At 66.0% G+C, this 25,130-nt stretch carries 22 protein-coding genes and 1 pseudogene; 9 read left to right on the top strand and 14 right to left on the bottom strand.

Annotated features, from left to right (window positions below; all coding sequences use genetic code 11):
- Window positions 1-107: 107 nt before the first annotated feature.
- A complete protein-coding gene (locus tag CNO20_RS15000; RefSeq protein ID WP_101296942.1) occupies window positions 108-1,076 on the bottom strand; it encodes a 5-oxoprolinase subunit C family protein in 969 nt (322 codons plus the stop codon).
- Window positions 1,073-1,978: a 5-oxoprolinase subunit B family protein gene (locus CNO20_RS15005; RefSeq protein ID WP_101296943.1), complete on the bottom strand. Its 906-nt coding sequence runs from the start codon at window positions 1,976-1,978 to the stop codon at window positions 1,073-1,075. The genes CNO20_RS15000 and CNO20_RS15005 overlap by 4 nt, the downstream gene beginning before the upstream one ends.
- A gap of 268 nt (window positions 1,979-2,246) precedes the next feature.
- Between CNO20_RS15005 and CNO20_RS15010 the strand changes: the two genes are divergently transcribed.
- On the top strand, window positions 2,247-3,623 hold the full coding sequence (locus CNO20_RS15010) for an acetyl-CoA carboxylase biotin carboxylase subunit (RefSeq protein WP_101297167.1): 1,377 nt from the start codon (window positions 2,247-2,249) through the stop codon (window positions 3,621-3,623).
- 71 nt (window positions 3,624-3,694) lie between these two features.
- Here CNO20_RS15010 and CNO20_RS15015 read toward each other — a convergent pair whose 3' ends face one another.
- Complete coding sequence (locus tag CNO20_RS15015; protein WP_101296944.1) at window positions 3,695-4,183, bottom strand: Lrp/AsnC family transcriptional regulator; 489 nt, start codon at window positions 4,181-4,183, stop codon at window positions 3,695-3,697.
- A gap of 94 nt (window positions 4,184-4,277) precedes the next feature.
- Window positions 4,278-5,060, bottom strand: coding sequence for a LamB/YcsF family protein (locus tag CNO20_RS15020; RefSeq protein ID WP_101296945.1), 783 nt, complete (start codon window positions 5,058-5,060; stop codon window positions 4,278-4,280).
- Window positions 5,061-5,231: 171 nt separating this feature from the next.
- On the opposite strand from CNO20_RS15020, the gene CNO20_RS15025 reads away from it, so the two are divergent.
- Complete coding sequence (locus CNO20_RS15025; RefSeq protein ID WP_101296946.1) at window positions 5,232-6,620, top strand: aspartate aminotransferase family protein; 1,389 nt, start codon at window positions 5,232-5,234, stop codon at window positions 6,618-6,620.
- Window positions 6,621-6,977: 357 nt separating this feature from the next.
- Here CNO20_RS15025 and CNO20_RS15030 read toward each other — a convergent pair whose 3' ends face one another.
- Window positions 6,978-7,994, bottom strand: a complete 1,017-nt coding sequence (locus CNO20_RS15030; protein ID WP_101296947.1) for a DMT family transporter — start codon at window positions 7,992-7,994, stop codon at window positions 6,978-6,980.
- Between the two features lie 253 nt (window positions 7,995-8,247).
- Between CNO20_RS15030 and CNO20_RS15035 the strand changes: the two genes are divergently transcribed.
- Together CNO20_RS15035 and CNO20_RS24525 are read left to right on the top strand one after the other, a co-directional pair.
- Window positions 8,248-11,223, top strand: coding sequence for a PAS domain-containing protein (locus CNO20_RS15035; RefSeq protein WP_101296948.1), 2,976 nt, complete (start codon window positions 8,248-8,250; stop codon window positions 11,221-11,223).
- 138 nt (window positions 11,224-11,361) lie between these two features.
- Window positions 11,362-12,045, top strand: coding sequence for a DUF7344 domain-containing protein (locus CNO20_RS24525; protein WP_101296949.1), 684 nt, complete (start codon window positions 11,362-11,364; stop codon window positions 12,043-12,045).
- Window positions 12,046-12,560: 515 nt separating this feature from the next.
- Here CNO20_RS24525 and CNO20_RS15045 read toward each other — a convergent pair.
- Both CNO20_RS15045 and tnpA (CNO20_RS15050) read right to left on the bottom strand, forming a co-directional pair.
- Window positions 12,561-13,853, bottom strand: coding sequence for an RNA-guided endonuclease InsQ/TnpB family protein (locus CNO20_RS15045; protein ID WP_101296950.1), 1,293 nt, complete (start codon window positions 13,851-13,853; stop codon window positions 12,561-12,563).
- Entirely contained in the window at window positions 13,850-14,242 is a 393-nt protein-coding gene (gene tnpA, locus CNO20_RS15050) for an IS200/IS605 family transposase (RefSeq protein ID WP_101296951.1), read from the bottom strand. Before tnpA (CNO20_RS15050) ends, CNO20_RS15045 begins: the two co-directional genes overlap by 4 nt.
- A gap of 675 nt (window positions 14,243-14,917) precedes the next feature.
- On the opposite strand from tnpA (CNO20_RS15050), the gene fer reads away from it, so the two are divergent.
- From fer to CNO20_RS15065, 3 genes and pseudogenes are all read left to right on the top strand, one after another.
- On the top strand, window positions 14,918-15,562 hold the full coding sequence (fer, locus tag CNO20_RS15055) for a ferredoxin Fer (RefSeq protein ID WP_101296952.1): 645 nt from the start codon (window positions 14,918-14,920) through the stop codon (window positions 15,560-15,562).
- Window positions 15,563-15,879: 317 nt separating this feature from the next.
- A complete protein-coding gene (gene tnpA / locus CNO20_RS15060; protein ID WP_101296953.1) occupies window positions 15,880-16,314 on the top strand; it encodes an IS200/IS605 family transposase in 435 nt (144 codons plus the stop codon).
- 61 nt (window positions 16,315-16,375) lie between these two features.
- Window positions 16,376-17,608: pseudogene (locus CNO20_RS15065) on the top strand (RNA-guided endonuclease InsQ/TnpB family protein); the annotation flags it as partial.
- 214 nt (window positions 17,609-17,822) lie between these two features.
- Here CNO20_RS15065 and CNO20_RS15070 read toward each other — a convergent pair.
- Window positions 17,823-18,056: a DUF2250 domain-containing protein gene (locus CNO20_RS15070; protein WP_101296954.1), complete on the bottom strand. Its 234-nt coding sequence runs from the start codon at window positions 18,054-18,056 to the stop codon at window positions 17,823-17,825.
- A 328-nt stretch (window positions 18,057-18,384) separates the two neighbouring features.
- On the opposite strand from CNO20_RS15070, the gene CNO20_RS15075 reads away from it, so the two are divergent.
- Window positions 18,385-20,052, top strand: coding sequence for an aldehyde ferredoxin oxidoreductase family protein (locus CNO20_RS15075; protein WP_101296955.1), 1,668 nt, complete (start codon window positions 18,385-18,387; stop codon window positions 20,050-20,052).
- Here CNO20_RS15075 and CNO20_RS15080 read toward each other — a convergent pair whose 3' ends face one another.
- The gene (locus tag CNO20_RS15080; protein WP_101296956.1) at window positions 20,053-20,646 is read right to left on the bottom strand and encodes a GNAT family N-acetyltransferase; all 594 of its coding nucleotides are present in this window, start codon (window positions 20,644-20,646) and stop codon (window positions 20,053-20,055) included.
- A 133-nt stretch (window positions 20,647-20,779) separates the two neighbouring features.
- Window positions 20,780-21,064 carry a ubiquitin-like small modifier protein 1 gene (locus CNO20_RS15085; protein WP_101296957.1) on the bottom strand — a complete coding sequence of 95 codons (285 nt, stop codon included), beginning with the start codon at window positions 21,062-21,064 and terminating at the stop codon, window positions 20,780-20,782.
- Window positions 21,065-21,151: 87 nt separating this feature from the next.
- Here CNO20_RS15085 and CNO20_RS15090 point away from each other — a divergent pair, with 87 nt between their 5' ends.
- Window positions 21,152-21,406 carry a MoaD/ThiS family protein gene (locus tag CNO20_RS15090; protein WP_101296958.1) on the top strand — a complete coding sequence of 85 codons (255 nt, stop codon included), beginning with the start codon at window positions 21,152-21,154 and terminating at the stop codon, window positions 21,404-21,406.
- A 52-nt stretch (window positions 21,407-21,458) separates the two neighbouring features.
- Here CNO20_RS15090 and CNO20_RS15095 read toward each other — a convergent pair whose 3' ends face one another.
- From CNO20_RS15095 to CNO20_RS15110, 4 genes are all read right to left on the bottom strand, one after another.
- Window positions 21,459-21,776 (bottom strand): (2Fe-2S) ferredoxin domain-containing protein, encoded by a 318-nt coding sequence (locus CNO20_RS15095; RefSeq protein WP_101296959.1) that lies wholly within the window; start codon window positions 21,774-21,776, stop codon window positions 21,459-21,461.
- The gene (locus CNO20_RS15100; RefSeq protein ID WP_101296960.1) at window positions 21,773-22,504 is read right to left on the bottom strand and encodes a CbtA family protein; all 732 of its coding nucleotides are present in this window, start codon (window positions 22,502-22,504) and stop codon (window positions 21,773-21,775) included. The genes CNO20_RS15095 and CNO20_RS15100 overlap by 4 nt, the downstream gene beginning before the upstream one ends.
- Window positions 22,504-22,692 carry a CbtB domain-containing protein gene (locus CNO20_RS15105; RefSeq protein ID WP_101296961.1) on the bottom strand — a complete coding sequence of 63 codons (189 nt, stop codon included), beginning with the start codon at window positions 22,690-22,692 and terminating at the stop codon, window positions 22,504-22,506. The genes CNO20_RS15100 and CNO20_RS15105 overlap by 1 nt, the downstream gene beginning before the upstream one ends.
- An 83-nt stretch (window positions 22,693-22,775) precedes the next feature.
- Complete coding sequence (locus CNO20_RS15110; protein ID WP_101296962.1) at window positions 22,776-25,112, bottom strand: VWA domain-containing protein; 2,337 nt, start codon at window positions 25,110-25,112, stop codon at window positions 22,776-22,778.
- Window positions 25,113-25,130: the final 18 nt, after the last annotated feature.

A 25,130-nucleotide genomic window follows, 5' to 3' on the forward strand; every position in this document is an offset into this window, starting at 1 on the left:
GGTTGAGCGTCGGCCGCTCGTACACCCATACACGGTTCCACTATTTATATTTTTGTTGTCTATCGTTCTACTCATAGGCGAATATTGGGACTGGATTCTCATCTCTGTCACTCCAGCGACGACCGGATCGCCTCCAGCGCCGCCTCGTTCCGTGTGCGCGCGTCGAGAGCGTCCTCCAGTGAGACGTCTTCGAACGTCACCGTCTGGTGGGTGCGGCGCTGCGCCAGCAGACCGCGATCGGCGCTGACGACGGTGCCGACGGTCGCGTACCCGCCGCCGGTGACCGCGTCGCGCATGAGCACGATGGGCTGCTGGGGCACCTGAATCGACCCCACGGGGTACCCGAGATCGACGACGTTCGACGGATCGGTCCCCGCCCCGAAGGGCTGCTCCCGCGGGACGAAGTCGAGGTCCGGTCCGTCTAGCCGGTAGCCGACGCGGTCCGCCTCCGGCGTGACCGTCCACTCCGCCTTGCACAGTTCGGCTTTGCTCTCCTCCGTGAGGCGGTAATCGCAGAGGCCCAGGACGATCCTGATGGCGGACTTGTCGGCGTACTCGGGGACGTGCTCATCGTCGACGCGCGAGCCCACCAGGTCGGCGCTGCGCCCGGGCGGATCGCCGATCGACAGCTCGTCGCCCGCTTGCAGCGGCCGCCCCTCGTGCCCGCCGAGCCCGATGAGGGTGTAGGTCGAGCGGCTCCCCATGAGCGGTTCGACGTCGACGCCGCCGGCGACGGCCAGGTAGGTCCGCGCGCCGTCGGTCGCGTACTGGAGCGACAGCTCGTCTCCCGCCTCGACCGCGACCGCCTCCCACGTCGGTATCGGCTCGTCGTTCAGCGTCGGCGTCATGTCCGCGCCGGCGAGCGCGACGACGGCATCCTCGCCGAACCGGAGATCGCACCCCTGGTAGGTCATCTCGAGAGTCGCCGCGTCGGCGTCGTTGCCGACGAGGTAGTTTGCGGCGGCGTGGGCGTACTGGTCCATCGCCCCGGACGGCGGCATGCCGATGTGGTAGTGCCCGTCGCGGCCGACGTCCTGCACCGTCGTCAGGACGCCGGGCTTCTCGACGCTGATCACGCGTACAACACCTCCGTGAGCCGCTCGTTGTACCCGGTCGGATCCTCGAAGAACCGCTCGGGCGAGAACTCGACCTCCTCGATGCGGTACTCGTACGTCCCCGCCTCGACCTCCTCGCGGATGGCGTCATACTCGTCGCGGTCGATCCGTCGGAACTGCAGAACGTCGCCCGGGTTCGGGAACACCATCGAGTCGCGGAAGTCCGGAAGCCGCTGTTCGACGTCGAGCACCTCCAGGGGCGTCCGCCCGTAGAGCTGATAGCCGCCCGCCCCCTGCACCGGATAGATCGCCGTGAACGCGCCCCCGAAGCCGACCGCGCGGGCGGGGGTGTCTGTCCGCGGCTGGACGTACTTCGGCACCTCTATCTGCCGGTCGCGGGGGACCATCTGAAAGCACCACGGGAGCCCCGGCACGAATCCGACCATCGTCACCATGTGGGGCGCGCCCGCGTGAGCCTCGATGAACGACTCGACGCCGTCGAATCCGTTGATGCGGGCCGAGTACTCGAGGTCGGTCGAGTCGGGGTCCTGGTGGTTGTCGCGGAACCGCATCAGCGTCTCGCGGGTCCACTCGTCGTCGTACAGCACCGGAAAGTCGACGACGCGCGTCTCCCACTGGTACTCCGAGAGGTCGGTCGCCGCGGCGATCTCCTTGAGCTCCTCGACGAGGGCTCTCGGGCCGATCTCGTCCGGGTCGAAGTGGATCATGTACGAGGCGTTCGCGGGGCAGATCTCGATCAGCCCCGGCGGATCGCGCTCTCGTATCTGTTGGGTGACCGCCATCGCCTGGAAGTTGGCGTCGAAGCTCATCGCCTGGTCGAGTTCGACGAACACGTAGTCGTCCGCGCCGAACTCGTACCGCGGTTTGGGCAGCGACACCCGTTCGATGCGCTGGTCCGTCATGTGATACGCGAACGATTCTCACCCGGCTTACGTATAGCTGCCGGTGGTGGTCCGACAACACACTCTCGAAGCGGATCACGTAGCGCTCGCCCCGATAATTTGGGACGCCGTCCGAACCGTCCGCGAGGACGGAATCGAGCGGAGCCGAGACGGGGGCGAGGCGCGTTCGGTAGACGCTGATCGAGAAACGGCCGGAGAGTCGAACCGAGTTCGACATCTCGGACGGCTCCTAACCTATATGCCACTCTTTCGCGAACCGGAGAGCACAGTGTTCGACAAAGTACTGGTGGCGAACAGGGGCGAGATCGCCGTTCGCGTCGTGCAGGCCTGCCACGAACTCGGCGTCGAGGCGGTCGCGGTGCACAGCGACGCGGACGGGGACGCAAAGCACGTCAGACAGGCCGACGAGGCGTACAACGTTGGGTCGCCGGTCGCGGCGCGGAGCTACCTCAACCAGGACCGGCTCCTCGAAGTCGCGTCCGAAGCGTCCGCGGACGCGATCCACCCCGGATACGGCTTCCTGGCGGAGAACGCCGGCTTCGCTCGTCGGGTCGAAGAGAGCGACGCGACCTGGATCGGTCCGTCGAGCGACGTGATGGAGGCGCTGGGGGAGAAGACGCGGGCCCGATCCCTCATGCGCGACGCCGGCGTCCCGATCGTCCCGGGCACGACCGACGCGGTGACCGACCCGGACGCCGTCCGGGCGTTCGCCGACGAACACGGCTACCCGGTCGCGATCAAGGCCGCCGGGGGCGGCGGCGGCAAGGGGCTCGCCGTCGTCGAATCGCCCGACGCTGTCGACGCGCGGTTCGAGAGCGCGCGGCGCGAGGGGGAGGCGTACTTCGACAACCCCGACGTGTACGTCGAAAAGTACCTCGAATCCCCGCGCCACATCGAGGTGCAGGTGCTCGGCGACGCCCGCGGGGAGGTGCGGCACTTCTGGGAGCGCGACTGCAGCGTCCAGCGCAGACAGCAGAAGCTCGTGGAGGAGTCGCCGAGCCCCGCGCTCTCGCCGGCGGAGCGCGAGCGGCTCTGCGAGGCGGCCCGCCGGGGCGTCGAGGAGGCCGGGTACGCGAACGCCGGCACCGTGGAGTTCCTCTACCAGGACGGCGACTTTTACTTCCTCGAAGTGAACGCCCGCATCCAGGTCGAGCACCCGGTGACGGAGGTTCGGACGGGGTTCGACCTCGTGAAGTGGCAGCTCCGTGTCGCGGCCGGCGAGTCGTTCGACTTCGAGCAGGAGGCGGTCGAGCCGCGGGGGGCGGCCATCGAGTTCCGGATCAACGCCGAAAACCCGTTCGAGGACTTCGCCCCGATGCCGGGCGAGCTAGACGTGTATCGGCCGCCGCGGGGGATCGGGATCCGCGTCGACGACGGGGTCGACGAGGGCGACGCCGTCGGACCGTTCTACGATTCGCTCGTCGGGAAGTTCGTCGTGGCCGGACAGGACAGGCGGGAGGCCATCGAACGGTCGAAGCGGGCGCTCTCGGAGTGCGAGATCGCGGGCATCCCGACGACGATCCCCTTCCACCGACAGCTGCTCGAAGACCGTCGCTTCGTCGCGGGCGAGCACACGACCCGGTTCGTCGACGACGACTTCACCCTGGACGACGCGGGGGCCGAAGAGACCGGCGCGCGACGGTGACCCGGGGCGGATCGGGCCGGACTGGGCTGGACCGGACCGAATCGCAAAAGGATCCGCGCCGATTCCTCCGCTCAATCGGACGAAAAGCGTTCGAGCAGCGTTTCGAGCCGGTAGGTCCGCAGCGGGTTCGTCTCGTCCTTGATCGTCGTGATGACGAACTTCGAGCTCGTCCGCTCGACCTCGTCGATGGACTCGTACGCTTCGACGAGCGACTCGACGCCCTCCCGGTCGAACAGGTGGGCGACGACGATGAAGTCGGTGTCGCCCATCGTGAAGAACACCTCGCAGACCCCCTCGATCTCGCTGAGCTTCGAGCCGACGATCTCGTGGTAGCCCTGCTCGTACTCCGCCATCACCTCCGAGATGACCGTGATGCCGAGACCGAACTTCTCGCGGTCGAGTTCGTGTAAGTCGTTCGTGAGCACGCCGTCCTCCCGCAGCTTGCTGAGGCGGTAGTGCACCGTCGACTTCGGCATGCCCGTCTCCTCCTCGATGCGCTTCGGGCTCGGGTCGCCCACCTCGTACATCGCCTTCAGGATCTCGATGTCGCGCTCGTCCATGGACCCCTCTTTCGAAGGGGCGACCAAAACAGTTCGTGGTTCCCGGAGCGCGTTCGAACGACAACCGCGGGAGGACGGCGTACGTCCGATCGACTCACCGTCGGTCGGCGTCGCCGCGGGCGATCTCCGAGAGCGGCGCGAGCCGGATGTCGTGCTCGTCGACCGCCTCGTGAATCGCCTCCAGCAGTTCGACCGCGTTCGGGCCGTCGCCGTGGACGCAGACGCTCTCGGCCGGAACCTCGATCGTCTCGCCGTCGACCGTCTCCACCGTCCCCTCCGTCGCGATGCTGACGAACCGCGCTGCGACCTCCTCGGGGTCCTTCGGCCGCATCTGCTTTTCGACGATCAGGCTCCCGTCCCGTCGGTACCTGATGTCGACGTACCCCTCGAAGACGGCCCTGAGACCGTCGAACTCGCGCGCCACCTCGTAGATGCGCGCGTCGGTGGCGAGGTAGACGAGATCCGGATCGACCTCCTGGATCCCCTCCATCACGGCGCGGGCGTGCTCCGGGCTCTCGGACAGCATCGAGTACATCGCGCCGTGCGGTTTGACGTGCTGGACCGACGCGCCGCTGGCCGCGGCGAAGGCCGACAGCGCGCCGAGCTGGTAGACCACGTAATCTTTCACCTCCTCGGGCGTCGCGTCCATCTTCCGCCGACCGAAGCCCATCCGGTCCGGCAGCCCCGGGTGGACGCCGACGCCGACGCCGTGTTCGGCCGCCAGGGCGACGGTCTCGCGCATCACGTGCGGGTCGCCCGCGTGGAAGCCGCCGGCGACGTTCGCGGACGTGATGTAGGGCATCACCTCGGCGTCGCGTCCCATCGTCCAGTTGCCGAAGCTCTCGCCCATGTCGCAGTTTATGTCCATTGTTACCATGCGTGTCCGATGGCGCGAACCGGGCAAATAGCTTGTGCTGCCACCGCGACGCCAGTCGAAATACTGGTACGATGTTGAGATTATCGGATGGATATCCGGACTCGGTTCCGGTTATCGAGTCTATTCGGGACGCACGACAATCTATATGTGTCCGACCGTACAGGGAACCGTATGAGCGAAAGTCCGCCGATACACGAACTTCACTTCGAGGACGCGCCGCGGATGGAGACGCCGATCCCGGGGCCGAACTCCCGGAAGCTCCTCAGGCGGCAACAGGAGATCGACAGCGGCGCGGTCGCGTACCCGCTGAGCGTCCCGATCGCCCTCGACGAGGCGAAGGGCGCGACGCTCCGCGACGTCGACGGGAACGTCTTCCTCGACTTTTTCGCCGGCATCGGCGTGTTGAACGTCGGCCATTCGAACCCGTACGTACTGGAGGCGATCCACGACCAGACCGAGCGGCTGGTCCACACGATCGACTTCCCGACCGAGGCGCGCATCGAGTTCATCGAGAAGCTCAACGAGATCGCCCCCGGGAAGCTGAAGGACCACAACCGCGTCGTCTTCGGCGGTCCGAGCGGCAGCGACGCGATCGAGGCCTCGATCAAGCTCGCGAAGTACAACACGGGCGGCCACGGGCTCGTCGCGTTCAAGGGATCGTACCACGGGAGCACGTCCGGCGCGCTGAGCCTCACGAGCGGGAAGAAGTACAAAAAGCACTACACGCCGCTGCTCCCCGACGTCGTCCACGTCCCGTACCCCTACGCGTTCTGGGACGGGGGCGACGAGGACGAACTCGCGGAGCGCGCCCTCGCCGAGGTCCGATCGACGCTCGAAGACCCGTACGGCGGCCTGGCGAACCCCGCCGGCATCTGGGTCGAGCCGATTCAGGGCGAGGGCGGCGTCGTCGTCCCGCCGAAGGGCTTTCTGCGGGGGCTGAAGGAGCTCGCGGAGGCGAACGATATCCCGCTGATCGTCGACGAGATCCAGAGCGGCTTCGGTCGGACCGGCAAGTGGTTCGCCTCGGAGTGGTACGACGTCACGCCCGACGCCGTCCCGATGGCGAAGGGCGTCGGCGGCGCTGGGCTGCCGCTGGGCGCGCTCATGTACCACGAGGACCTCGACACGTGGGGTCCCGGCGGCCACATCGGGACGTTCCGGGGGAACGTCCCGGCCATGCGCGGCGGCGTCCGCGCTATCGAGTACATCCAAGAGCACGACCTCCTGTCGCACACCGTCGACCTCGGCGAGTACATCCGCTCGCGCCTGACGGATGCGATGGCCGATTCGCCGTATCTCGAAGAAGTCCGCGGAAAGGGCCTGTTCATCGGCGCGGAGTTCGTCGACGCCGCGGGCGAGCCGAACAAGGCGGCCGTGAAGGAGGTCCAGGAGTACTGTTACGAGCGCGGCGTCCTCGTCTGGACCGCGGGCCGCCACGGGAACGTGCTGCGGCTCCTCCCGCCGCTCGTGATGACCCGCGAACAGGCGGAGGCGGGCCTGGACGTCATCACCGAAGCCATCGCCGAACAGGCGGCCGGCGGAGCGTCGACGGGGTCGTAGAGTCCCCCCGGGGAAGGGTTCCGGTCGCTGACGCCGCCGGCCGACGAGTGCCCGCGATTCGCCCGCGAGTCGGGCGCTCGGCGAACAGTGTGATTCCGTCAACGGAACCGGCAGTACCGACGGGAGTGGACGCCGCTAACGCGGGTTCCGGTCCGCGAGTCGCGCACGACGGTTCACACAGAGCGGCAATCGAGACCGCCGAACGGCCCGCACAGGAGGACAGTCCAGCGACTCGATTGATCGGAGGACTCAGAGCACGAAACGACAGCCCGGCCTCACGAACGTGTCGGCGCTCACGGGCTACTCCGTCGTTTTCATGTTCCGCCGATAGCGGCGTTTCCGGGCCGAGGCTTCGCTTTATCCCCGCGGGGCGGATTCACAGATGTGCTCATCGTCGTGATCGGGCGGGACGGGCACCCCCCGCAGTCTCCGGAACTCGTACCGAAGGTTGCGTCGTTCGACCAGTGCGAAGCCGACGACGATGACCGCGAAGCCGAGGGCGGTCCGGACGGGGACCGTCTCGCCGAGGACGACGGCGCCGACGCCCGTCGCCACGAGCGGTACCGAGTAGCTGATGAGGTTCGCCCGAACCGGCCCCGCACGGTCAATCAGGCCGTAGTACGCGGGGAAGGCGAGCGCTGTCGCGGGCAGGCCGACCCAGAGGACGGCGACGAGCGCCCGGAGCGTCGGCGTGACGTCGCCAGGCGACTCGCCCACCAGCAGGCTCAGAATGTGGACTACTCCGGCGGCCAGCACGAGCGCCCACGCCGTCATGCCGAGACCCGGGATCGAACGGTCAGTCCGGCGCAGGAGAACGCTCCCGAGCGCCGCTGCGACCGCGGCACCCCCGACCAGAGCGACGCCGAGAGCGGTCCTCCCACCGGTCGCGGAGAGCGAGTCCACCCCGACAATGACTGCCACTCCGACTAATCCGAGCAGAATACCGACCATTCCGACGAAGTCGACGCGCTCCTCGGGCAACAACGCCAGCGCGAACAGCGGTGCCAAAACGGGGACGAGGCTGAATATGACGGCGGCGGTCCCCGTGGTGAGGTATCGCTGGCCCGAAAAGAGGAGGGCGGCGTTCAGCCCCGAGAGAAAGAAGCCGGCGATCACGACCGCCAGCAAGTCGTTGCGGGTGTGCGGCCGCCAGTAACCGCCGCGCGAGTAGACGTACGCGAGGAGGACGGCCGCTCCGATGTCGTACCGCAGCGCCGCGAACAGCAGCGGCGGGAGATCGCCCAGACCGGCCTTGATGCCGACGAAGGCGGTGCCGAAGGTCACCGACGCGACGACGAACAACAGGAGCGTCCGGCGGCCGGATTCCGGTCCCGATTCGCGCTCATTCACGGTCCGGCCACTCGCCGCGCTCATGCTATCCGTACGCCGACCGAGCGCATAAGGGTGCTGAGAGAAAGAGCAGCCCGCGAGGAACTCTCACGTTCGCGCGTCCCGGATTGCGCTCGACGGCGACAGCGGAGACGGTTCGAAGCGCGCGCGGTTCCCGCTCAGGTTCGAAGCGAGCGGGCTCACGTTACCGCCGATTGCTACCACCAGCTGCGATTCGAGACGGTCCCCTTCCTCCGTCAACGGAACCGTTAGTACCGATGCGAGCCACGGCACTACCATGGGTTCCGGAGGCTCGGCACAGGATACGCGTACCGAAACGCTCGCCGTGTTTACACGGGCCGAATCCCCCTACGCTCCGCTCACGACGAGCGAAGTCGCTGATTCGCTCGGCTGCGGGCGGCGGGCCGCGTACGATCGCCTCGCAGAGCTCGTCGAACAGGGCGACATTCGAACGAAGAAGGTCGGGGCTCGCGGTCGCGTCTGGTGGCGCGTCCCCGCCGATCGCGCTGCGAAAGCAGATCCCGAAGCCGCCACCGAGAAGCTTCAGCGCGAGCGTACCCTCACGGCGCGGATCCTGGATGCGGTACCGGTGAGAGTCAGCGTGATTACGCCCGACGGTGAGATCGACAGATCGAATCGGCTCTTCGACGAATACTTAGCGGAGAGTGCACGCGGAGACGAGTACGAAGTGGGACTCTGGGACCTCTACGATGAAACCGGGAGGTACGTTCCTCCGGAGGACCGTCCGTACATGAGGATCTTCGCCACCGGCGAGCCAGTTCACGGCTGGCGCGGGCAAATCGAGCTTCCCACCGGCGAGCGACGGTGGTTTTCCGTTTCCGCCATCCCGATGAAACGAGATGGAAACGACGTTCACCGCGTCGTCGTCAGCGTCGACGATATCACAGAATTCAAGAACCAGTCCCGCCGGTTGGAACGGCAGCGCGACGACCTCAAACGCGAGCTGGACGAGGTGTTCGAGCGGATCGACGACGCGTTCTTCGCGCTCGACGAACAGTGGCGGTTCACCTACGTCAACGACCGCGCCGAACAATTCCTCGAGAAGACCGAAGCGGAGTTGCTCGGCAATAGCGTCTGGGAGGAGTTCTCCGAGGCCGTCGGCTCGACCTTCCAGGAGAGATACGAGCAGGCGCTAATCACGCAACAGTCGGTCAGCTTCGAAGCGTACTACCCCCCGCTCGACGCCTGGTTCGAAGTCCGCGCGTACCCGTCAGAGACGGGGCTCTCCGTGTACTTCCGCGACGTGACAGAGCGCAAGGAGCGCGAACGAGCGCTCGAACGATCGGAGCAGCGCTACCGAACACTCGCCGAGCACTTTCCCAACGGGGCCGTGGCGCTGTTCGACGAGGAGCTACGGTACACCCTGCTCGAAGGAGCCATCTTCGACGACTACGAGGTTCCGACGCGCGAACTCGTCGGGCGTCGAATCGGGACCCTCGCTCCCGATCCGGAGACGCGTGAACTGGTCGAACGGTGCTACGCCGCCGCGCTCGACGGCGAGACGAACTCGTACGAGTTCGAGTGGAACGACCGGGAGTTCCAGGCGTGGACGCTTCCGGTGACGGACGAGAACGGAGAGGTGTTCGCCGGCATGGTCATGACCCAGGACGTCACGGATCGGAAACGGCGCGAGCGTGAGCTCGAACAGTACGAGCGGATCGTCGAGACGATCTGGGACGGCGTCTACGCGGTCGACGAGGACGACCGGTTCGCGCTGGTCAACGACGCCTACGCATCCATGCTCGGGTACGATCCCGAGGAGCTGCTCGGCGAGCACGCGTCGCGCGTCCACAGCGAAACGACGAACGAGGAGCTCGGTCGACTGAACGAGGAAATGGTAGCCGGCGAGCGCGAGCAGGCGTCCGTCGAACTGGACCTCCGGACGGCCGACGGCGAGACGGTTCCGACCGAAACGAAATTCGGCCCGTACCGGGTCGACGGCGAGCGGTACGGGCGCGTCGGCGTAACCCGCGACGTCACGGATCGGAAGCGCCGGGAGCGGCAGCTCGACCGCCAGCGCGAGCGGCTCGCGGCGCTGAACAACCTGAACGGCGTCGTCCGCGACATCAACGAGGCGCTCGTCAGACAGTCGACCCGCGGGGAGATCGAGCGGACGGTCTGTGAGCGACTCGCCGCGTCGGACTCGTACCGGTTCGCTTGGATCGCCGAAGTTGATCCGAAGGAGCGATCGATCCGGCCGCGGGTGGAAGCCGGCGTCGACGGCTACCTCGACGAGATCCCGCTCTCGGTCGAGTCGGACGAGCCGACCGGCCGCGGGCCGGTCGGCAGGACCGTTCGGACGAGGAAAACGCAGGTCAGCCAGGATGTGTTCGCCGATCCCGACTTCGAACCGTGGCGCGAGTACGCCGAAAAGTACGGGTACCGATCAGTCGCCGTGGTCCCGATCGTCCACGAGGACGCCCTCTACGGGATTTTGGGCGTGTATGCCCGCCGGACGGACGCCTTCACAGGCGAAGAGCGGGAAGTAATCGACCAGTTAGGGGAAATCGTCGGCCACACGATCGCGGCGGTCGAGCGCAAGCGGGCGCTGATGAGCGACGACGTCGTCGAGGTCGAGTTCCGTCTCCGCGACGTCTTCGACGCGATCGACGTCCGGGCGACAGCGGACGGAACGATCACCCTCGACCGAACAGTGCCCGTCGGCGGCGGGACGTACCTCGAGTACGGAACCGCGACCGAGGACGCGGTAGACGCCCTAGAGACGCTCGTCGAGCGCCTCCCCCACTGGGAGGACGTGACGATCCTCAGCCGACGGTTCGGCGACACCACGTTCGAGCTGCGCCTCTCGAAGCCGCCCGTGGTTTCGGCCGTCGCGTCGCACGGCGGCTACGTCAAGGAAGCGACGATCGAGGACGGTGATTACCACATGACCATTCACCTCCCTCCGTCCGTCGACGTCAGAGACGTCACCCGCACGGTCCAGAGCGCGTATCCCGAGATCGAGATGGTGACGCGTCGACAGATCGCCCGCACCGATGAGGCTCCGAAACGGATCGAACGGACGTTCACGGAGGACCTGACCGACCACCAGCGGACCGCCTTAGAGGTCGCCTTTCACTCGGGCTTCTTCGAGTGGCCTCGGGATAGCTCCGGCGAGGAGGTGGCCGCCTCGCTCGGGGTGAGTCCCTCCACGTTCCACCAGCACGTCCGACTCGCGGAAAAGAAGCTCTTCGGGGCGTTGTTTACCGAGCCACGACCGCTGAGGGAGTAGTCAACTTGGGGGATCGGGGAGAGCACCCCGAACGCCGTCGCTTACCGCACGCCGTTTCCCAAACGATCGGCCGTATCAAACTATTGAACGCAATCGTTGAGGCGGTAGGTGGATAGTTGCTCGTCGAAACGTACGCCCATGAATGGAACACCGATCGGAGCCTCCGACCGGACCGAAACGCCCTCTCTGGACGTCGTGTGTGAGCTTCTCGCCCGCCCGCGTCGGCAACTGCTTCTCGAGACGCTCACCGCGAGGACGCGCCCGATCTCCGAGCGCGACCTCGCAGCGCGGGTCGCCGCTCGCGAGCGGGACAGGCCGCCCGCTGAGATCCCTTCGGAGGATTTCGCGCACGTTTTCGCCTCGATTCACCATACTCACCTCCCGAAGTTACGAAACGCTGGGGTCGTCTCGTGGGACGCGACCCGGAGCACTGTTCGGCTCAAACCGAGCGTCGATCCGAGCGGCTGGGGTGCCCTCGGGGAGTTTCTCTGCGATCCCGCGGTTCCCGCCCGGTCAATCGCGACCGGCGCGACCATTCTGGCGACTCCGGAGCGGCGCGCCGTTCTCTCTGCGCTCCACGGGGCGAACGCCGATCTTCCCGTAAACGAACTCGCGAACCGCGTCGCGGCACTCGCAGGGGAGTCCGAAAACGTCGATATGCCCCGCGATACGCCGGACCGCGTCCTTCCGTCGCTGCACCATCGTTCTTTGCCGAAACTCGCCGCTCTCGGCGCGATCAAGTACGACCGCGAGGCGAAGGTCGTCGCGCTCCGGAGCCTTCCAGTCCCCGTGAGAGCGTGGCTCGATCGCGTGGAGGGGTGAAAGCAAAACGGCCCCGTTCCGATGAACGCTGTACCCGGATTCTTCGACCGAGTAGCGGGTCCTCGATGCGCGCGACCTTCCTCGACGTTCTCTCCGCAGTAGCCTCGATCGAGAACTCGAGGATTCGCCCCGAGTCGCCGTTCAGGACCCGACGAACGGGTGTTCTCGTCCCAGATGTCCCCTGTAACGAATACTCAGATTACTGAAGGCAATCGTTCAGAAAAACGCCTTAGGTCTCCTCTGGGCGTCGCTCCTTCCTAATGAAAGGCGTCGAACTGGGACCGTCCCGGTCGGCGGACGTCCCGCCGCTGGCGAGAGGACGGCGCAGGAGAAATGCACAGAAGACGGGGCACCGGTCGAGCAGAAAAATAAGCGCACAGGCAGGGATCACCGTTGCAAACAGATGACCGTCGATTGGACGAAACGTGGACGTATTGTCACGAGTGTGGCGCTGAGAGGCCCTATCGGTTGACATCCTCCCACGACTGAAGTCGTGGGATTCCTTCGGTCGGGGTCTATCCGCCGACGAAGGTCTTTTGCTGGTGCGTGCGAACCTCGTTGAGACGAGAGTGTGATGACTCTGCCCACTGGTGGGCGTCCCACTTGAGGCGCACGGGACGTGCCATCGCCCCTACTTCGCTGTTCGTGTCTCGATTCAGGAACGTCGCCGACGCGGTGAGGTCTGCGTGGCCCTCGAAGCCACACGGACAGGTGAGCGTATCGCTGTGGCGGACCGTCTTGTCGTGCTCGCCACAGTCGGGACACTCTTGAGAGGTCCATGCTTCCGACCGGGGTTCGACCTCCATGCCGTATTCCTCGGCGGTGTACGCCAGCCGGTTCAGGAACGCGCGAAACGCCCAGAAGTTGTGCGTTTTCGCGTTCGCTTCGACCGACCAATGCGTGTCGAGGACGCCCGTGAGGTCGCCGACGACCACCGTCGAAACGCCGTCGGCGTGTAGGCGCTCCATGAGGTCTCTGGCGAGCGCGTCCATCGCATGGTCTCGCCGTCGGGTTCGGCTCCGATACAACCGTCGGATACGGCGGGTGCTGTATCGGCCTTCGTCGGCTTTGGCGAGTGCCTGATACTCGGCGATTCGTTCCGTTGTCTCGCGGAAGCGGGCGAACAAGTCCCTGCCTTCGTACAGGAACTGTTTGCTAGTAGTCGTACTGCACGCGACGATGTTGTTCGCACCTACATCCAGAGCAGCCGTTTCGTCGGCTAATGGTGTGTCCTGCCGAGAACAGTGTTTGACAGGTTGAATGGCCCTGAATTGGTCGGAACGCTCGTCGTAGAACAGTTCGAGCTGGCACTGGTCGCCCGTCCACTTCGGTTCCCCCCGAACCTCGAGGCGAAGCCGTTCGCGGTGTCCGATGTCGAACTCGTCTTTCAGGTCTTTGCCGACCGAGATTTCGAGTATCGACTGGTTGCTGTTGCCGGTCGCCCACCGAAGCCGGTACATATCGTTGCGGATGTACGACTGGAGGTCGCGGCCTTCTTCCTCGTTGCCCCAGTAGTCGGGAAGCCCGTTCGCTTCGCCGGATTCCTTGAGCTTGAAGAACGAACGCCACGCTTGGTCGTTCTTCCGAATCACCTGTTGGGCCGTTGCGCTTCCGAGAACGCCGACGTACTGTTTGCGGTAGTCGGTGGTGTCCCAGACGGATTTGTTGATGTCCGGGTCGGTGAAGTTCTGCCGACGCTCATAGTTTAACTGGTTCCAGAGACTCGCCGAAGCGTCCAACACCCGCCGGAGGCACTTCTCGTCCGCGTCCGACCGGGGGACGACTCGGAAGGTGTTCATGCGCTTCATTGGCCGGTTTGAGCCTCGATGTATTCCTCGATAACGTCGTCCGATACTACACCGGCAGAGGACACGAAGTAGCTTCGTGTCCACATCGACGGCAGGCCCATACTTCCGAACTCGTCGCGGAGAACGCGCGACGAGTAGCCTTTGACCTGTTGGATGATTTTGTTCGGTGCGAGTTTCGGATTGCCCTCGATGAACAGGTGAACGTGGTCGGGCTGGATAGCCAAACTGAGTATGTCCACGCCGAGTTCGTCCGCCTTGTCGTGAATGAGGGCGTCGAGCCGGTTGGCCACCTCGTCGGTGAGCACTGCCTTGCGGTACTTCGGACACCAGATGAAGTGGTAGTGCAGGTTGTGGATTGTGGTCCGTTCCCTGCTGTATCCGCGAGGCATTGGCAGTAGATAGACAGTGAACAAGCATAAGTGTATTGTCTCCATTGAGACCCCGGCCGGGCCACCGTCGGTGGTTGTGGCCGAGTTGTCCGCTCAGACCCACGACTGAAGTCGTGGGCTTCCGCTCGATTCTCTGTCAAACTCGCGCTCCAGAAGACGACGAACGAGGTCGAGGTGGCTCCCGAAAACGTCAAATTCGCCCGGGCGCCCGTGCGGACGGCAGTTTGCCGCGAGTGCGGAGCCGAAACGCGCGACTCGCGGTTTCACCGCGGCAACTGACGCGCAACGCGCTCTCCGGCCTCCGAGCCGAAGACGTTTCGCTACCACTCTCGGCCGTACCGACTCCGCGGAGAGACCCCGTTACGACGCACCTAGACCCCGTGGGGTTGCGAGACCGCCACGCAGACATATCGTTAGACCAGAGAGGGTATTTAATCATTAATTAATCGCAAATATAATTATATATATGAAAATAGCATAATTCCGGTACAGACGTCCAATAGAATCAAGTGCGTTCTCCACCGGCGTCGCGTTCAGCTCATTCTTCGGTGGCTGTCGATCCAAGTAGTTTCGGTCGTCTCGACCCCCTTCGAGTGCTCACCCACGGCGGTACCCCGCGTCGCACTGTCCCCCGAGGGCAGAGGGATTTATGTTCGCGATCCCCTAGCGGTACGTGTGGATTCCCCGTTCGACGTTCTAGGAATCGACTCGGATGCGGACGACGCGGAGATCAAGCAAGCGTACAGGCAGCGGGTGAAGCAGGCCCACCCGGATCACGGCGGTTCCCAGAAGGAGTTTCGGCTAGTCCGAGCAGCGTACGAGGAGATCCGGACGGGAGACCGAAACGGGAAGTACGCCGACGACCCCGAGAGCGTAGAAGAGCAGCGCCGGCGAGAGGGGCTACAGGTGGAGTACGTGAACTACGAAGTCCTCGAGGAGTACGGCTGGGACCTCGACGACGAGGACCTCTTCGAGAAAGCGTCCGCTGCGGGGCTCGATCCGGCCGACCACGGTCGAATTCTGGTGCGGCCGCGCGAGTCCCTCCTCGAAGCCGCCGAGAACCGCGGATTCGCGTGGCCGTACGCCTGTCGGGGAGGGGCGTGCGCGAACTGTGCGGTCGCGGTCGTCGAGGGCGAGGCGGAAACATACATAGACAACGTCCTCCCCCCGGAGATGATCGAACGCGGCGTCCGGTTATCCTGTATCAGCGCGCCGATCACGGAGAACATGAAGGTCGTCTACAACGTCAAAAACATGCCCTACCTCGACGAGCTTCGATTGCCGCCCGACCGGTTCGACCGGGCGTACCCGACTGATTGAACGCGGAGCCGCCGGGAGCCTTACGGTCGCGTCGGCAAACAGCGCGAGCGCCCACGCCGTCTCGATGCGCCCCTCGAAGGCGGTAACCTCCTCTGCGCTCACTTCCCCCAGTGCCGTAGGCACGAACTCGCCGTTGGAACGCTCTATCAGGTCGTTTTCGCGGAGGGACTCGTGAGACATAGTGCGAGCGCATACCCGCGTCTTCAGGCGCGGGTCAAACGGACAATAGCGTACACAACCACCGACGATGGCACGGCTGAATTTACCACCGTCTAGGGTAGTTTTGAGATAATATAGCTACATAGTGTGTAGTACGGCTGAAGACCACACGGCATGCAACGTACAACCTCAACTACCACATAGTGTGGATGCCGAAGTCTCGCAGAACCGACGGTTCTGCGGACATCGCGGAACTCTGTTCCGCCCAGTACCGAAACTCGGTACTCGTCGGTGACGTTGCAACCCGTGTGCGAGACATCCTCCACGAAATCGCTGACGCAAAGGGCTTGGAGATTATCGACCTGACCGTTCAACCCGACCACGTTCACCTGTTCGTCAGTAGCCCGCCGAAACACGCTCCGTCGCTTCTCGCCAACTGGTTCAAGGGCATTTCCTCACGGAAATACAACCACTGCTACGCCGACAACGACGGCGAGAAAATCAAGTGGGAACGCGGCTACTACGCAGGAACAGCGGGACACGTCTCCAGTGAAACCATCGAAAAATACATCCAGCGTCACCAGAACTCATGAGTTCTGGTTGGCCAGCAAGAACACCGTTGGTGTTTTCGCAACGTCACGAAGAGGGCGAACAGTGACCGAACTCACTGAGACATTGGCACTCAAGCTTGTGGAACCGAACGCCCACAAGCATCGGAAACTCTGTGAGACGAAACAGGCGTACCAAGACGCGCTCGAAGCCGCGTTCAACACAAACTGCACCACACAGTCGGCGGCCAACGACGTGGTGGTCAACTACGACCTGAGCGGGTACGCGAAGAACGCGCTCAAGAAGTACGTCCCACAACTCTGTGGTGGTAGCTACGACGCCAAGGAGCTTCACGACGACCATCCCGTCCGATTCACGAACGAAGGCCCGAAGCTCGACCACAAACCGCAGAACGCCATCGAGTGGTACGTCAAAATCCCGCACCACGACGACTACCACCTCTGGGTGCCCGCGCAACCAAATCCCGAACAGCTGGAGTGACTCGAAGCGTTGCATGCCGGAGACGCGACGATGGGGGAGTGTCGGTTGTTTGACCGTGACGGCGAGTGGTACTTCCACATCGTCGCCACGCGTGACGTGGATGAGCGAGAAACTACCAGTTCGGCGGAGACGCCGATTGGGTTAGACATCGAGGAAGCCTCTTTGGTAACGGTGTGTCACCGTGACGAGCGCGGCTCCCCGACCGTACCCAACCTCTGGAACGACGAAGGTAAGCGAGTACGACAACTCCGTGAGACGTACTTCACGGCAACCCGACGCCTTCAGCAACGCGGAAGCGAACGTATCGCAGAGTCCTACGGTGACGAGTTGTGGCGACACATCGACCACATCCTTCACACGGTCACGTCGGAGGTCGTCGCCTACGCCGACCAGTTCGAGAACCCCGTGTTGGTATTGGAAAACTTGACGCACATCCGTGAGAACATGGACTACGGTGCATTCATGAACCGCCGTCTTCACGGATGGGGGTTTGCGAAGATGTACGCTCAGATTCGCTACAAGGCGGCTGAGAAGGGGATTCGTGTGGAAACGGTGAATCCCGCGTACACCTCGAAGACGTGCCACTGTTGTGGAGAGAAGGGCTACCGCCCCAACCAAGCAACGTTCGTGTGTTCCAACTCGGAGTGTTGGGTTTCGGAGTTCCAAGCAGACGTAAACGCCGCGCTCAATATTGCAGACCGCTACCTCAGCGGAGAGAGCCATTCAAGAGAACACACGAGTGGCAATGACTCGGCTGAGGAAGGGGGACGTTTGACCGTCCCGCAAGACAGCCAAGCCGATGCTACCCAGCAGGCGACGCTTGGAACGTATGCGTCTCGAAACCTTAGGACCGAATCAGTCGGCCCGAAATCCCATGGTGGGATTCCCGCGACTGTAGGCGCGGGAGGAGGTCAACGTACAGCCGTACGAGGAACGGGCCCCGGGCAGTGATCGCCCGAAGAGAGAGAGAGAAGCCCGCACCGAGCGCGGACAGGCGCGATCCGATCCGATCTGCTTCGGTGCCCGAACGTCCGACGCCCCCGCGAACCGCTCACGCGTCCGCGAGACATCGCTCGCCCCTGGAGGTGATCCGGTAGAGTACCTCCTCGCTCACCGACTCGATGTAGCCGGACTCTTCGAGGTAGTCGCACCGCTGTTCGACGACCGGGAAGTGGAGCCCCGTCTGACTCGCGATCAGCGCCGGGTATTCGACCCGCTGGGACCGAAGCACGCGAAGAATGCGGAGGTCCGCCGGCTGGAGATCCTCCGCGGTACTCTGAGTCATAGGAATCGTCGTGTGGTACGCCGTGGTACGGTATCCGTACACATAGCTTTTCGCCCCCGCCGAAGCTCCCCCGCAACCGATAGCCGCCGCGCCGACGGCCAGGACTGATCGACGCGCAGTGGCCTTTTCTCTCTCGCTCGATCCGCGTTGCACGAACGAGAAGACGCGCGAACGTATCGTTACGTTCGCGCGATCCGACCGATTCGAGCCACGCGACCAACCCGGCTGCGTGGGAGTCGTTCGTCGCTCCCACGACCGACGGTCGGGGTTCGAAGCTCTCTCTCCGCGTCCCGTACGTTTATGCGGGTCGCTCTCAAGTATCAATCCGATGAATCACGCCAAAGGTCCGCTCCTCACAGTGGACGTGAGCGAACGTGAAGCCCGCGAAACGGACATCGACGACGTACTGGCGTCGTTCATCGGGGGTCGGGGCGTCGCCACGAAGCTGGCACACGACCGAATTCCGTTCGACGCCGACCCGTTCGGCCCCGACAATCGACTGTACCTGTCGACGGGACCGCTGCAGATGTCGGACATGAGCTTCACCGGGCGCATGAACTGTACCGGACTGTCGCCGCTGACGGACGGCCTCCTGTCGGCGAACGCCGGCGGCTTCCTCTCGCGGAACTTCGCGGACGCCGGCTACAGCGTCCTCGAGGTCACGGGCCAGGCCGACGAACTCCTCGTCGTCCACGTCACCGACGACGGGGTCGAGTTCGAGGAAGCGCCGGACCTCGAAGGGGCAACCGTCCCCGAAGTGACGGAACACGTGGCCGACCGGGGCCTCGGCGCCGAGAACGTCGCCTGCATCGGGCCCGCCGGCGAGAACCTGGTCCGGTTCGCGTCAGTCATGACCTTCGAGAGCCGGGCGTTCGGGCGCGGGGGGCTCGGCGCGGTGCTCGGCTCGAAGAACGTCAAGGCGATCACCTTCGAGGGCGACTCGCGGCCGGACGTCGGGCTCCCCGAGGACGTGCAGATGGAGGTCCACCGCGAGGCGGCCACCTCCGACGACATGATGCGCCGACAGGGGACGACAGCGGGGACGGAGTTCATCAACGACAACTTCTCGCTTCCCACCCGCTACTTCGAGAAGTACTCGTTCGAGCACGCCGCCGACATCGGCGGCGACGCGGTCGAGGAGAAGAAGTACAAGAAGGGCTCGTGTTCGATGTGCGCGTTCGCCTGTAAGCTCCCCACGCGGGACGAAGAGACGGGCTTCGAAACCGAGGGGCCGGAGTTCGAGACCGTGTTCTCCTTCGGCAGCAACCTCGAAATCGGGAACATCGTGGACGTGATGAAGTCGAACGAGCTGTGCGACGTGTACGGGATGGACACGATCAGCTGCGGGAACGCCGTCGCGGCGTACCTCAAGTCCGAAGACGAGTTCGGCAACGCGGAGCTCGTCCACGAGACGGTCGAGAAGATCGCCCGCCGCGAGGGGATCGGCGACGTGCTCGCGGAGGGCGTCTCGCGGGCCTCCGGGGAGCTCGGCGTGCGCAACTACACGGTGAAGGACATGGAGTTCGCCGCCCACGACGGGCGCGTGCTCCACGGGCAGGGGCTGAGCTACGCCGTCGCCAACCGCGGCGGCGACCACATGTACTCGACGACGCTGCGCGTCGAGTACAGCGGCGAGATCGACCCCGACGGGCTGGACGGGAAGCCCGAGCTCGTGATGAAGCGGGAGAACCACGCCGCGTTCCGCGACTCGGGAATCGTCTGCGCGTTCGGCGGCGGGAGCGGCCACGTCACCGAGGAGACCCACGAGAAGCTGTTCGACTGCGACTACGAGGAGCTGCAGGCGGTCGGGGCGCGGGTGGTCGAACTCGAACGGCACTTCAACAACAAGCGCGGGATGGACCGCGACGACGACTCGCTGCCGTACGACCTCTCGGGGATCGAGGAGGCGCTCGACGAGTACTACGAGCTTCGCGGGTGGAACCCCGACGGGACCGTTCCGGACGGGACGGTGGGCGAGTACGCCCGGGCGGACTGATCACCGTCGCGTCCGTCGGTACTGCTCGCGCGAAACGGTGTACCGGTGGAGGTCTCTCACCTCGCCGCCCTTCGGGATCCAATTTCGGAGGACGCCGTCGTACTGCCCGCCGTGTGCCTCGACGTACTTCTCGATGGCTCGCTTCGATTTCTCGTTGCCGTCCTGGTGTGCCGCGCCGACCAACTCCAGGTCCAACCGCTCGAACGCCAGCTCCATCAGCGCGTCGGCGCGCTCGCCGGAGTACCCGCGGCCCCAGAACGGCTTGCGGAGCCAGATCCCGAGCTCGCCGGTCCGGCGTTCCCAACCGAGATGGAGGTTCGTGACGCCGGCGACCGTTCCCGCACCCGTTTCGTGCTCCCGGGGGTAGACGACGTAGGTCGCCTGCTCCCGTTCGTTCCACTGCTCCTCGACCTCGTCGAGGTATTCCGCGGTGTCCTTGGGCGTCCGGTGCGGCTCCCACGTGACGTATTCGATGATCTCGGCCATGTTCGACGCTTCGTAGCTCATGTGCTGATAGAGTTCTCTCGTGGAGACACGCTCGCGGCAGAGTCGGACGAGTCGGAGGCGGTCGGTTTCGATCTCGGTCGGGAACATATCCGCTGATGACGTCAAAAATATATGAGGTTTGCCGTGGTTTGCGACGGTTTCGCAGCGGTGCGCCGCAACTGGTACACGGATTCCGACGTCCGGGAACGAAATTTCGGCGGGTTCGTCGATCCGAAGCGGTTCACCGACCGCCTCCGACCACGGGCGGCGCGAGTCGGAGCACGTCGCCGTCCGCCAGCGTCGTTTCCGCGCCGTCGAGTTGTCTCACGTTGCGGGCGTTCACCGTCACGGTCACGCGATCCAAGAGGTCGCCGTCCTCGAACAGGTGCGGTTCGAGCCCGTCGAACTCCTCACAGACGGCCCGGAGCGCCTCCCCGACCGTCGCTCCGGTGGGCACCTCGCGTCTCACCGTCTTCGTCCCGACGGCGTCGCGCATCGGGCCGAAGAAGTTGTATTCCACCTGCATGCGGGAACGCTCTCGCGGACGGCCCTTGTATGCTCCTGTCGCGGCGTCGGCGGAACGCTCTTCGTTCCCGCCGCTCACGAACCGAGCATGGAGATCGAGATCCGCTGCTACGGCGAGGTCCGCGACGCGGTCGGAGCGTCCTCGCTCGCGCGGGAGTTCGACGAGGCGACCGTCGCCGACGCGCTGGACGCGCTCGACTCGGAGTTTCCCGCGTTCGACGCCGACGCGCTGACCGGCGGGCTCGTCGTGATGCGCAACGGCCGCCACGTCGCGGACCCCGACGCGGCGGCGCTCTCGGACGGAGACGCGCTCAGCCTGTCGGAGTCGCCGATGCGGGAGTGACGGGGCGCGACCTCGTCGCCGTTCGGACCCCGAGCGTCCCCCGGCTACCCGGCTAGCGGTCGCCGCCCGACCCGAACTCGCCGGCGAGGAGGTCGGGAACGTCCTCGGGGCGCACGTCCGAGAACCACTCGTCTCGCGGTTGGATCGTGAGCGCCGCGCCGCCCTCGCTGCACAGGCCGAGACAGGACGTCGTGCCGACCGACACCGACGACCAGAACAGGTCCCGGTCCTGAAGCCACCGTTTGACTGCTTCGACGACGGCCTCGCCGTCGGCGTCCGCACAGCAGGCGTGCTCGGAGCCGCGGGTGTTGGTGCAGACGAAAATGTGCGCGTCGAGCCGATCGCGCTGCCGGTTCGTTTGCCGTTTCATGGGTCCGCGAGACTCGATCGGTCGACCGCGCTCGCACCGGTGCTGCCGCTGGCGCGTCGGTGCAACCACCCGTAGCTCGCGGCGATAACGGCCCACAGCGCGGCCTGACTCGACACAACCACTCCCCGGAAGGCGGCGACGAGTTCGCCGGGGACCGCCCCGCCGTTCGCCCCCGCCGGGGCTGCGAGCGGCAGCGCGACGACCACGACCGCGACGGGAACGGCGGCGACCGCGACGGCGAACGCGCGCCCGCGGGGGGCCGCCCTTCGGTACCCGAGGATCGACGCCGCCCCGACGAGAGCGCCCAGCGCCATCAACGCGACGTAGATGAGCAGTCGAGCGTCGGTTCCGAGGGCGTGTTCCGTTCCGGGCGCCGGCGGCGGCAATACCAGCCACGGCACCACCGAGACGGTCAGGAACCCCGCGCCGGCGAGCACGTACGCTTTCATCGTCCCCGTACCCGGCAGCGACGGTTCGAGAACGTAGTACGCGAGGCCGAACATCCCGCCGAGGAGGATCCCCCAGAGGATGCCGCCTCCGACGCCGACGGCGGCCGTCGTCGTTTCCGCGACCGCGACCGAGTGCGCGTGATCGTGGCCGTGGCCGTAGTGGACCAGGCTCTCCGCGTGCTCGACGAAGGGATTGACGACGGCGGCCACGAACGCGCCGTAGCCGAGGCCCGCGATCGCGCCGGCGGCGACGCCGCGTTCGAGGTACCGCAGGAGCATCAGTGGCAGGTGATCCCGGCCGCGTGCCGGAAATTGTGCAGCGCCTCGTGGGCGAGGGGGTCCTGCAGAAACATCAACGCGAAGCCGAGCGCCGCCGCGATTGCGACCCCCGCCGCCACCTGCGGCGGCGACAGGTCGGCTCGCGCGCGTTCGATCCGGTCGTGGACGGTGTCGTTAGTTGCGGACATACAACCTGATCTTCTGTAACGCAAGTCTAGTTGTAAAACTATCGGTGCCCGTTCGCGGTCGAGGCGAACTGGGTCCGGCGTCCTCACCCGCGGCGATCGGTTCGCCGTCGTTCGGACGAGGCCGAGTCGGCGGCGGTTCGGACGGTTTCCGCCGTCAGGGAAGAGAGGGGGGCGAGTTCGCCGTCGGTCTCGGCGGCGACGAGCCCCGTGAGGCCGGCGCGGGAGTCGTCGCCGGCGTCGACGACCACGACCTCCGCGCCGGTTCGGGCGAGGCGGCGCGCCGCCTCGCGCGTCGCGCCGGTCGGACCGCCGTCCGCCACGTTCGCCCGCCCGTCGGTGACGAGGACCACGACGGCCGCGTCGGAGTCCGCCCCGTCGACGACTGACCGGGCGGTTTCGAGGCCGGCGGGGAGCGGCGTCCGGTCCCCGGAGGGGAGCTCTTTGAGGTGTCGCGCGGCGAGCGTGACGCTCCTCGTCGGCGGGAGGAGAACGTCGGCGTCGTCCCCGGCGAACGCCACGAACGCGACCTCGTCGCGTCGCTGGTAACTGTCCCGCAGGAGGTCGAGGACGACGCCCTTCGCCGCCCGCATCGCGGGTCGCATCGAGGCGCTGGCGTCGACGACGAAGACGATCGCGACCGACGCCCGGCCCGTCCGGACCGATCGCCGCAAGTCCCGCGCTTCGACGCGCGACGCGCCGCGGCTCGCCGCCGATCGAACGGACGCCGCGGCGTCGACGGGGCCCTCCCCCGACGCCGGTTCGGTGCGGACGCGCGCGCCCCGGTTGTCGGCGCTCGGGGACGCGTTCGTCCGCGAGCCCCCGCTCGGGTCGCCGCTCTCGACGCGCGGGTCTCCGAGCGTCGGCGCGGTCGCGTCGCCGACGTCGGCCCGCCGCCGGCCGGGGATCAGCGGCGCGGCGCTCTCCCCGCTGTCCGCGTCGCCGGGATCAACGTCGGAATCGTCCGAGCCGTCGCCGCCGTCGTCCCCGTCCGCCGCGGCGTGGGATCGGTCGGCGGCGGACGAACCCGGCGACCGGGGTCGGTGCCCGTCGGTCGAATCGCCGTCCTCCGCGGGACGGTCGGATGCCGACTCCGGGGAGGGGTCCGACCCGTCGCCGGCGTCGCGGTCGGTGTCGACCCCGTCGTCGGATCCGTCGTGGTCGGCGCTCCCCCCGGAGTCGAGTCCGTCGCGGTCGCACCGATCGTCGCCCGCCGAACCGGTTTCGGAGTCGGAGCCGTCTTCGGATCCGCGGTCGTCCGTCGTCCCGTCGCCTTCGTCGGCCGCGTCCCCCCGATTACCGTCCCCCGAGTCGCCGTCCTCCGTTTCCGCGCCGGCTCCGTCGCCGAAGCGATCCGCGAGCAGCTCGTCGAGGTCGGGCGTCTCCTCGAACGGCGTACTTTCGAGCCGGTGCGGGAGGGTGTAGGAGGCGGCTTCGGCGACGTCCGACTCGATGACGGACGAGCGGCCGTCGAGCGCCGCCAGCGCCCTGGCCGCGCGGGCCGTGGCGATGTCGCCGCGGTGGCCGTCGACGCCCGCGTCGAGACAGAGTCGAGCGATCTCGCGTTTGAACTCCGCGGGGATCTCGACCGATTTCAGTCGGTCTCGGGCGTCCGCGAGACGTTCTCGGAGGGCGTCGACCTCGTCGGCGTCGTCCGATTCGTCCTCGACGGAGTCCGATTCGCCCCCGACGGGGGCAAGTTCGTCCACGGCGGCATTCGCCGGGACGGCCCCCTCGCGTCGGTCGAGCGCTCGGTCGATGATCTCGACGCGGTCGTCGAGATCTCGACACCCCTCGACGCTCGCCCGGAGCGCGAAGCGGTCCCGAAGCTGGGGTCGGAGGTCGCCCTCCTCCGGATTCATCGTGCCGATCAGCGTGAACGCGGCGGGGTGGGAGACGCTCACGCCGTCGCGTTCGACCGCGTTGACGCCGCTCGCGGCCGCGTCGAGGAGGACGTCGACCAGGTGATCCTCGAGCAGGTTCACCTCGTCGACGTAGAGGATCCCGCGGTGAGCGCGCGCGAGCAGGCCGGGGTCGAAGTCGGCCTCGCCGGCCAGCGCGTCCTCGACCGAGAGCGTGCCGACGACGCGGTCGCGCGTCGCGCCCAGCGGCAGGGTCACGAGCGGCGCGGACCGGAACTCGATCGGGGGATCCTCGCGCTCCCGGCAGTCCGCACACTGCAGCCGGGGATCGTCGGGCGAACACCCGTAGGGACAGTCCGCGACCGCGCGCTGGTCCGGCAATAGATCCGCGAGCGCGCGCACCGCGGTCGACTTCGCGGTTCCCTTCTCGCCTACGAGCAGCGCGCCGTCGAGGTCGTCGTCGACCGCCACGGCGAGCAACGCCCGCTTGAGCTCCTCCTGCCCGACGATCGCCGGGAAGGGGAGCGACGACAGTTTTTTGCCCCCGGCGTTTGCAACCATGCTTGCGCTAATACAACA

Origin of the sequence: Halegenticoccus soli, assembly GCF_002844195.1 — an archaeon.
Taxonomy (GTDB): domain Archaea; phylum Halobacteriota; class Halobacteria; order Halobacteriales; family Haloferacaceae; genus Halegenticoccus; species Halegenticoccus soli.

Coding starts and splice junctions, on each gene's coding strand:
- CNO20_RS15005 (WP_101296943.1), bottom strand. CDS start 1,978: ATGACGGACCAGCGCATCGAACGGGTGTCGCTGCCCAAACCGCGGTAC.
- CNO20_RS15015 (WP_101296944.1), bottom strand. CDS start 4,183: ATGGACGAGCGCGACATCGAGATCCTGAAGGCGATGTACGAGGTGGGC.
- CNO20_RS15020 (WP_101296945.1), bottom strand. CDS start 5,060: ATGGTAACAATGGACATAAACTGCGACATGGGCGAGAGCTTCGGCAAC.
- CNO20_RS15025 (WP_101296946.1), top strand. CDS start 5,232: ATGAGCGAAAGTCCGCCGATACACGAACTTCACTTCGAGGACGCGCCG.
- CNO20_RS15030 (WP_101296947.1), bottom strand. CDS start 7,994: ATGAGCGCGGCGAGTGGCCGGACCGTGAATGAGCGCGAATCGGGACCG.
- CNO20_RS15035 (WP_101296948.1), top strand. CDS start 8,248: ATGGGTTCCGGAGGCTCGGCACAGGATACGCGTACCGAAACGCTCGCC.
- CNO20_RS24525 (WP_101296949.1), top strand. CDS start 11,362: ATGAATGGAACACCGATCGGAGCCTCCGACCGGACCGAAACGCCCTCT.
- CNO20_RS15045 (WP_101296950.1), bottom strand. CDS start 13,853: ATGAAGCGCATGAACACCTTCCGAGTCGTCCCCCGGTCGGACGCGGAC.
- tnpA (WP_101296951.1), bottom strand. CDS start 14,242: ATGCCTCGCGGATACAGCAGGGAACGGACCACAATCCACAACCTGCAC.
- CNO20_RS15070 (WP_101296954.1), bottom strand. CDS start 18,056: ATGACTCAGAGTACCGCGGAGGATCTCCAGCCGGCGGACCTCCGCATT.
- CNO20_RS15075 (WP_101296955.1), top strand. CDS start 18,385: ATGAATCACGCCAAAGGTCCGCTCCTCACAGTGGACGTGAGCGAACGT.
- CNO20_RS15080 (WP_101296956.1), bottom strand. CDS start 20,646: ATGTTCCCGACCGAGATCGAAACCGACCGCCTCCGACTCGTCCGACTC.
- CNO20_RS15085 (WP_101296957.1), bottom strand. CDS start 21,064: ATGCAGGTGGAATACAACTTCTTCGGCCCGATGCGCGACGCCGTCGGG.
- CNO20_RS15090 (WP_101296958.1), top strand. CDS start 21,152: ATGGAGATCGAGATCCGCTGCTACGGCGAGGTCCGCGACGCGGTCGGA.
- CNO20_RS15095 (WP_101296959.1), bottom strand. CDS start 21,776: ATGAAACGGCAAACGAACCGGCAGCGCGATCGGCTCGACGCGCACATT.
- CNO20_RS15100 (WP_101296960.1), bottom strand. CDS start 22,504: ATGCTCCTGCGGTACCTCGAACGCGGCGTCGCCGCCGGCGCGATCGCG.
- CNO20_RS15105 (WP_101296961.1), bottom strand. CDS start 22,692: ATGTCCGCAACTAACGACACCGTCCACGACCGGATCGAACGCGCGCGA.
- CNO20_RS15110 (WP_101296962.1), bottom strand. CDS start 25,112: ATGGTTGCAAACGCCGGGGGCAAAAAACTGTCGTCGCTCCCCTTCCCG.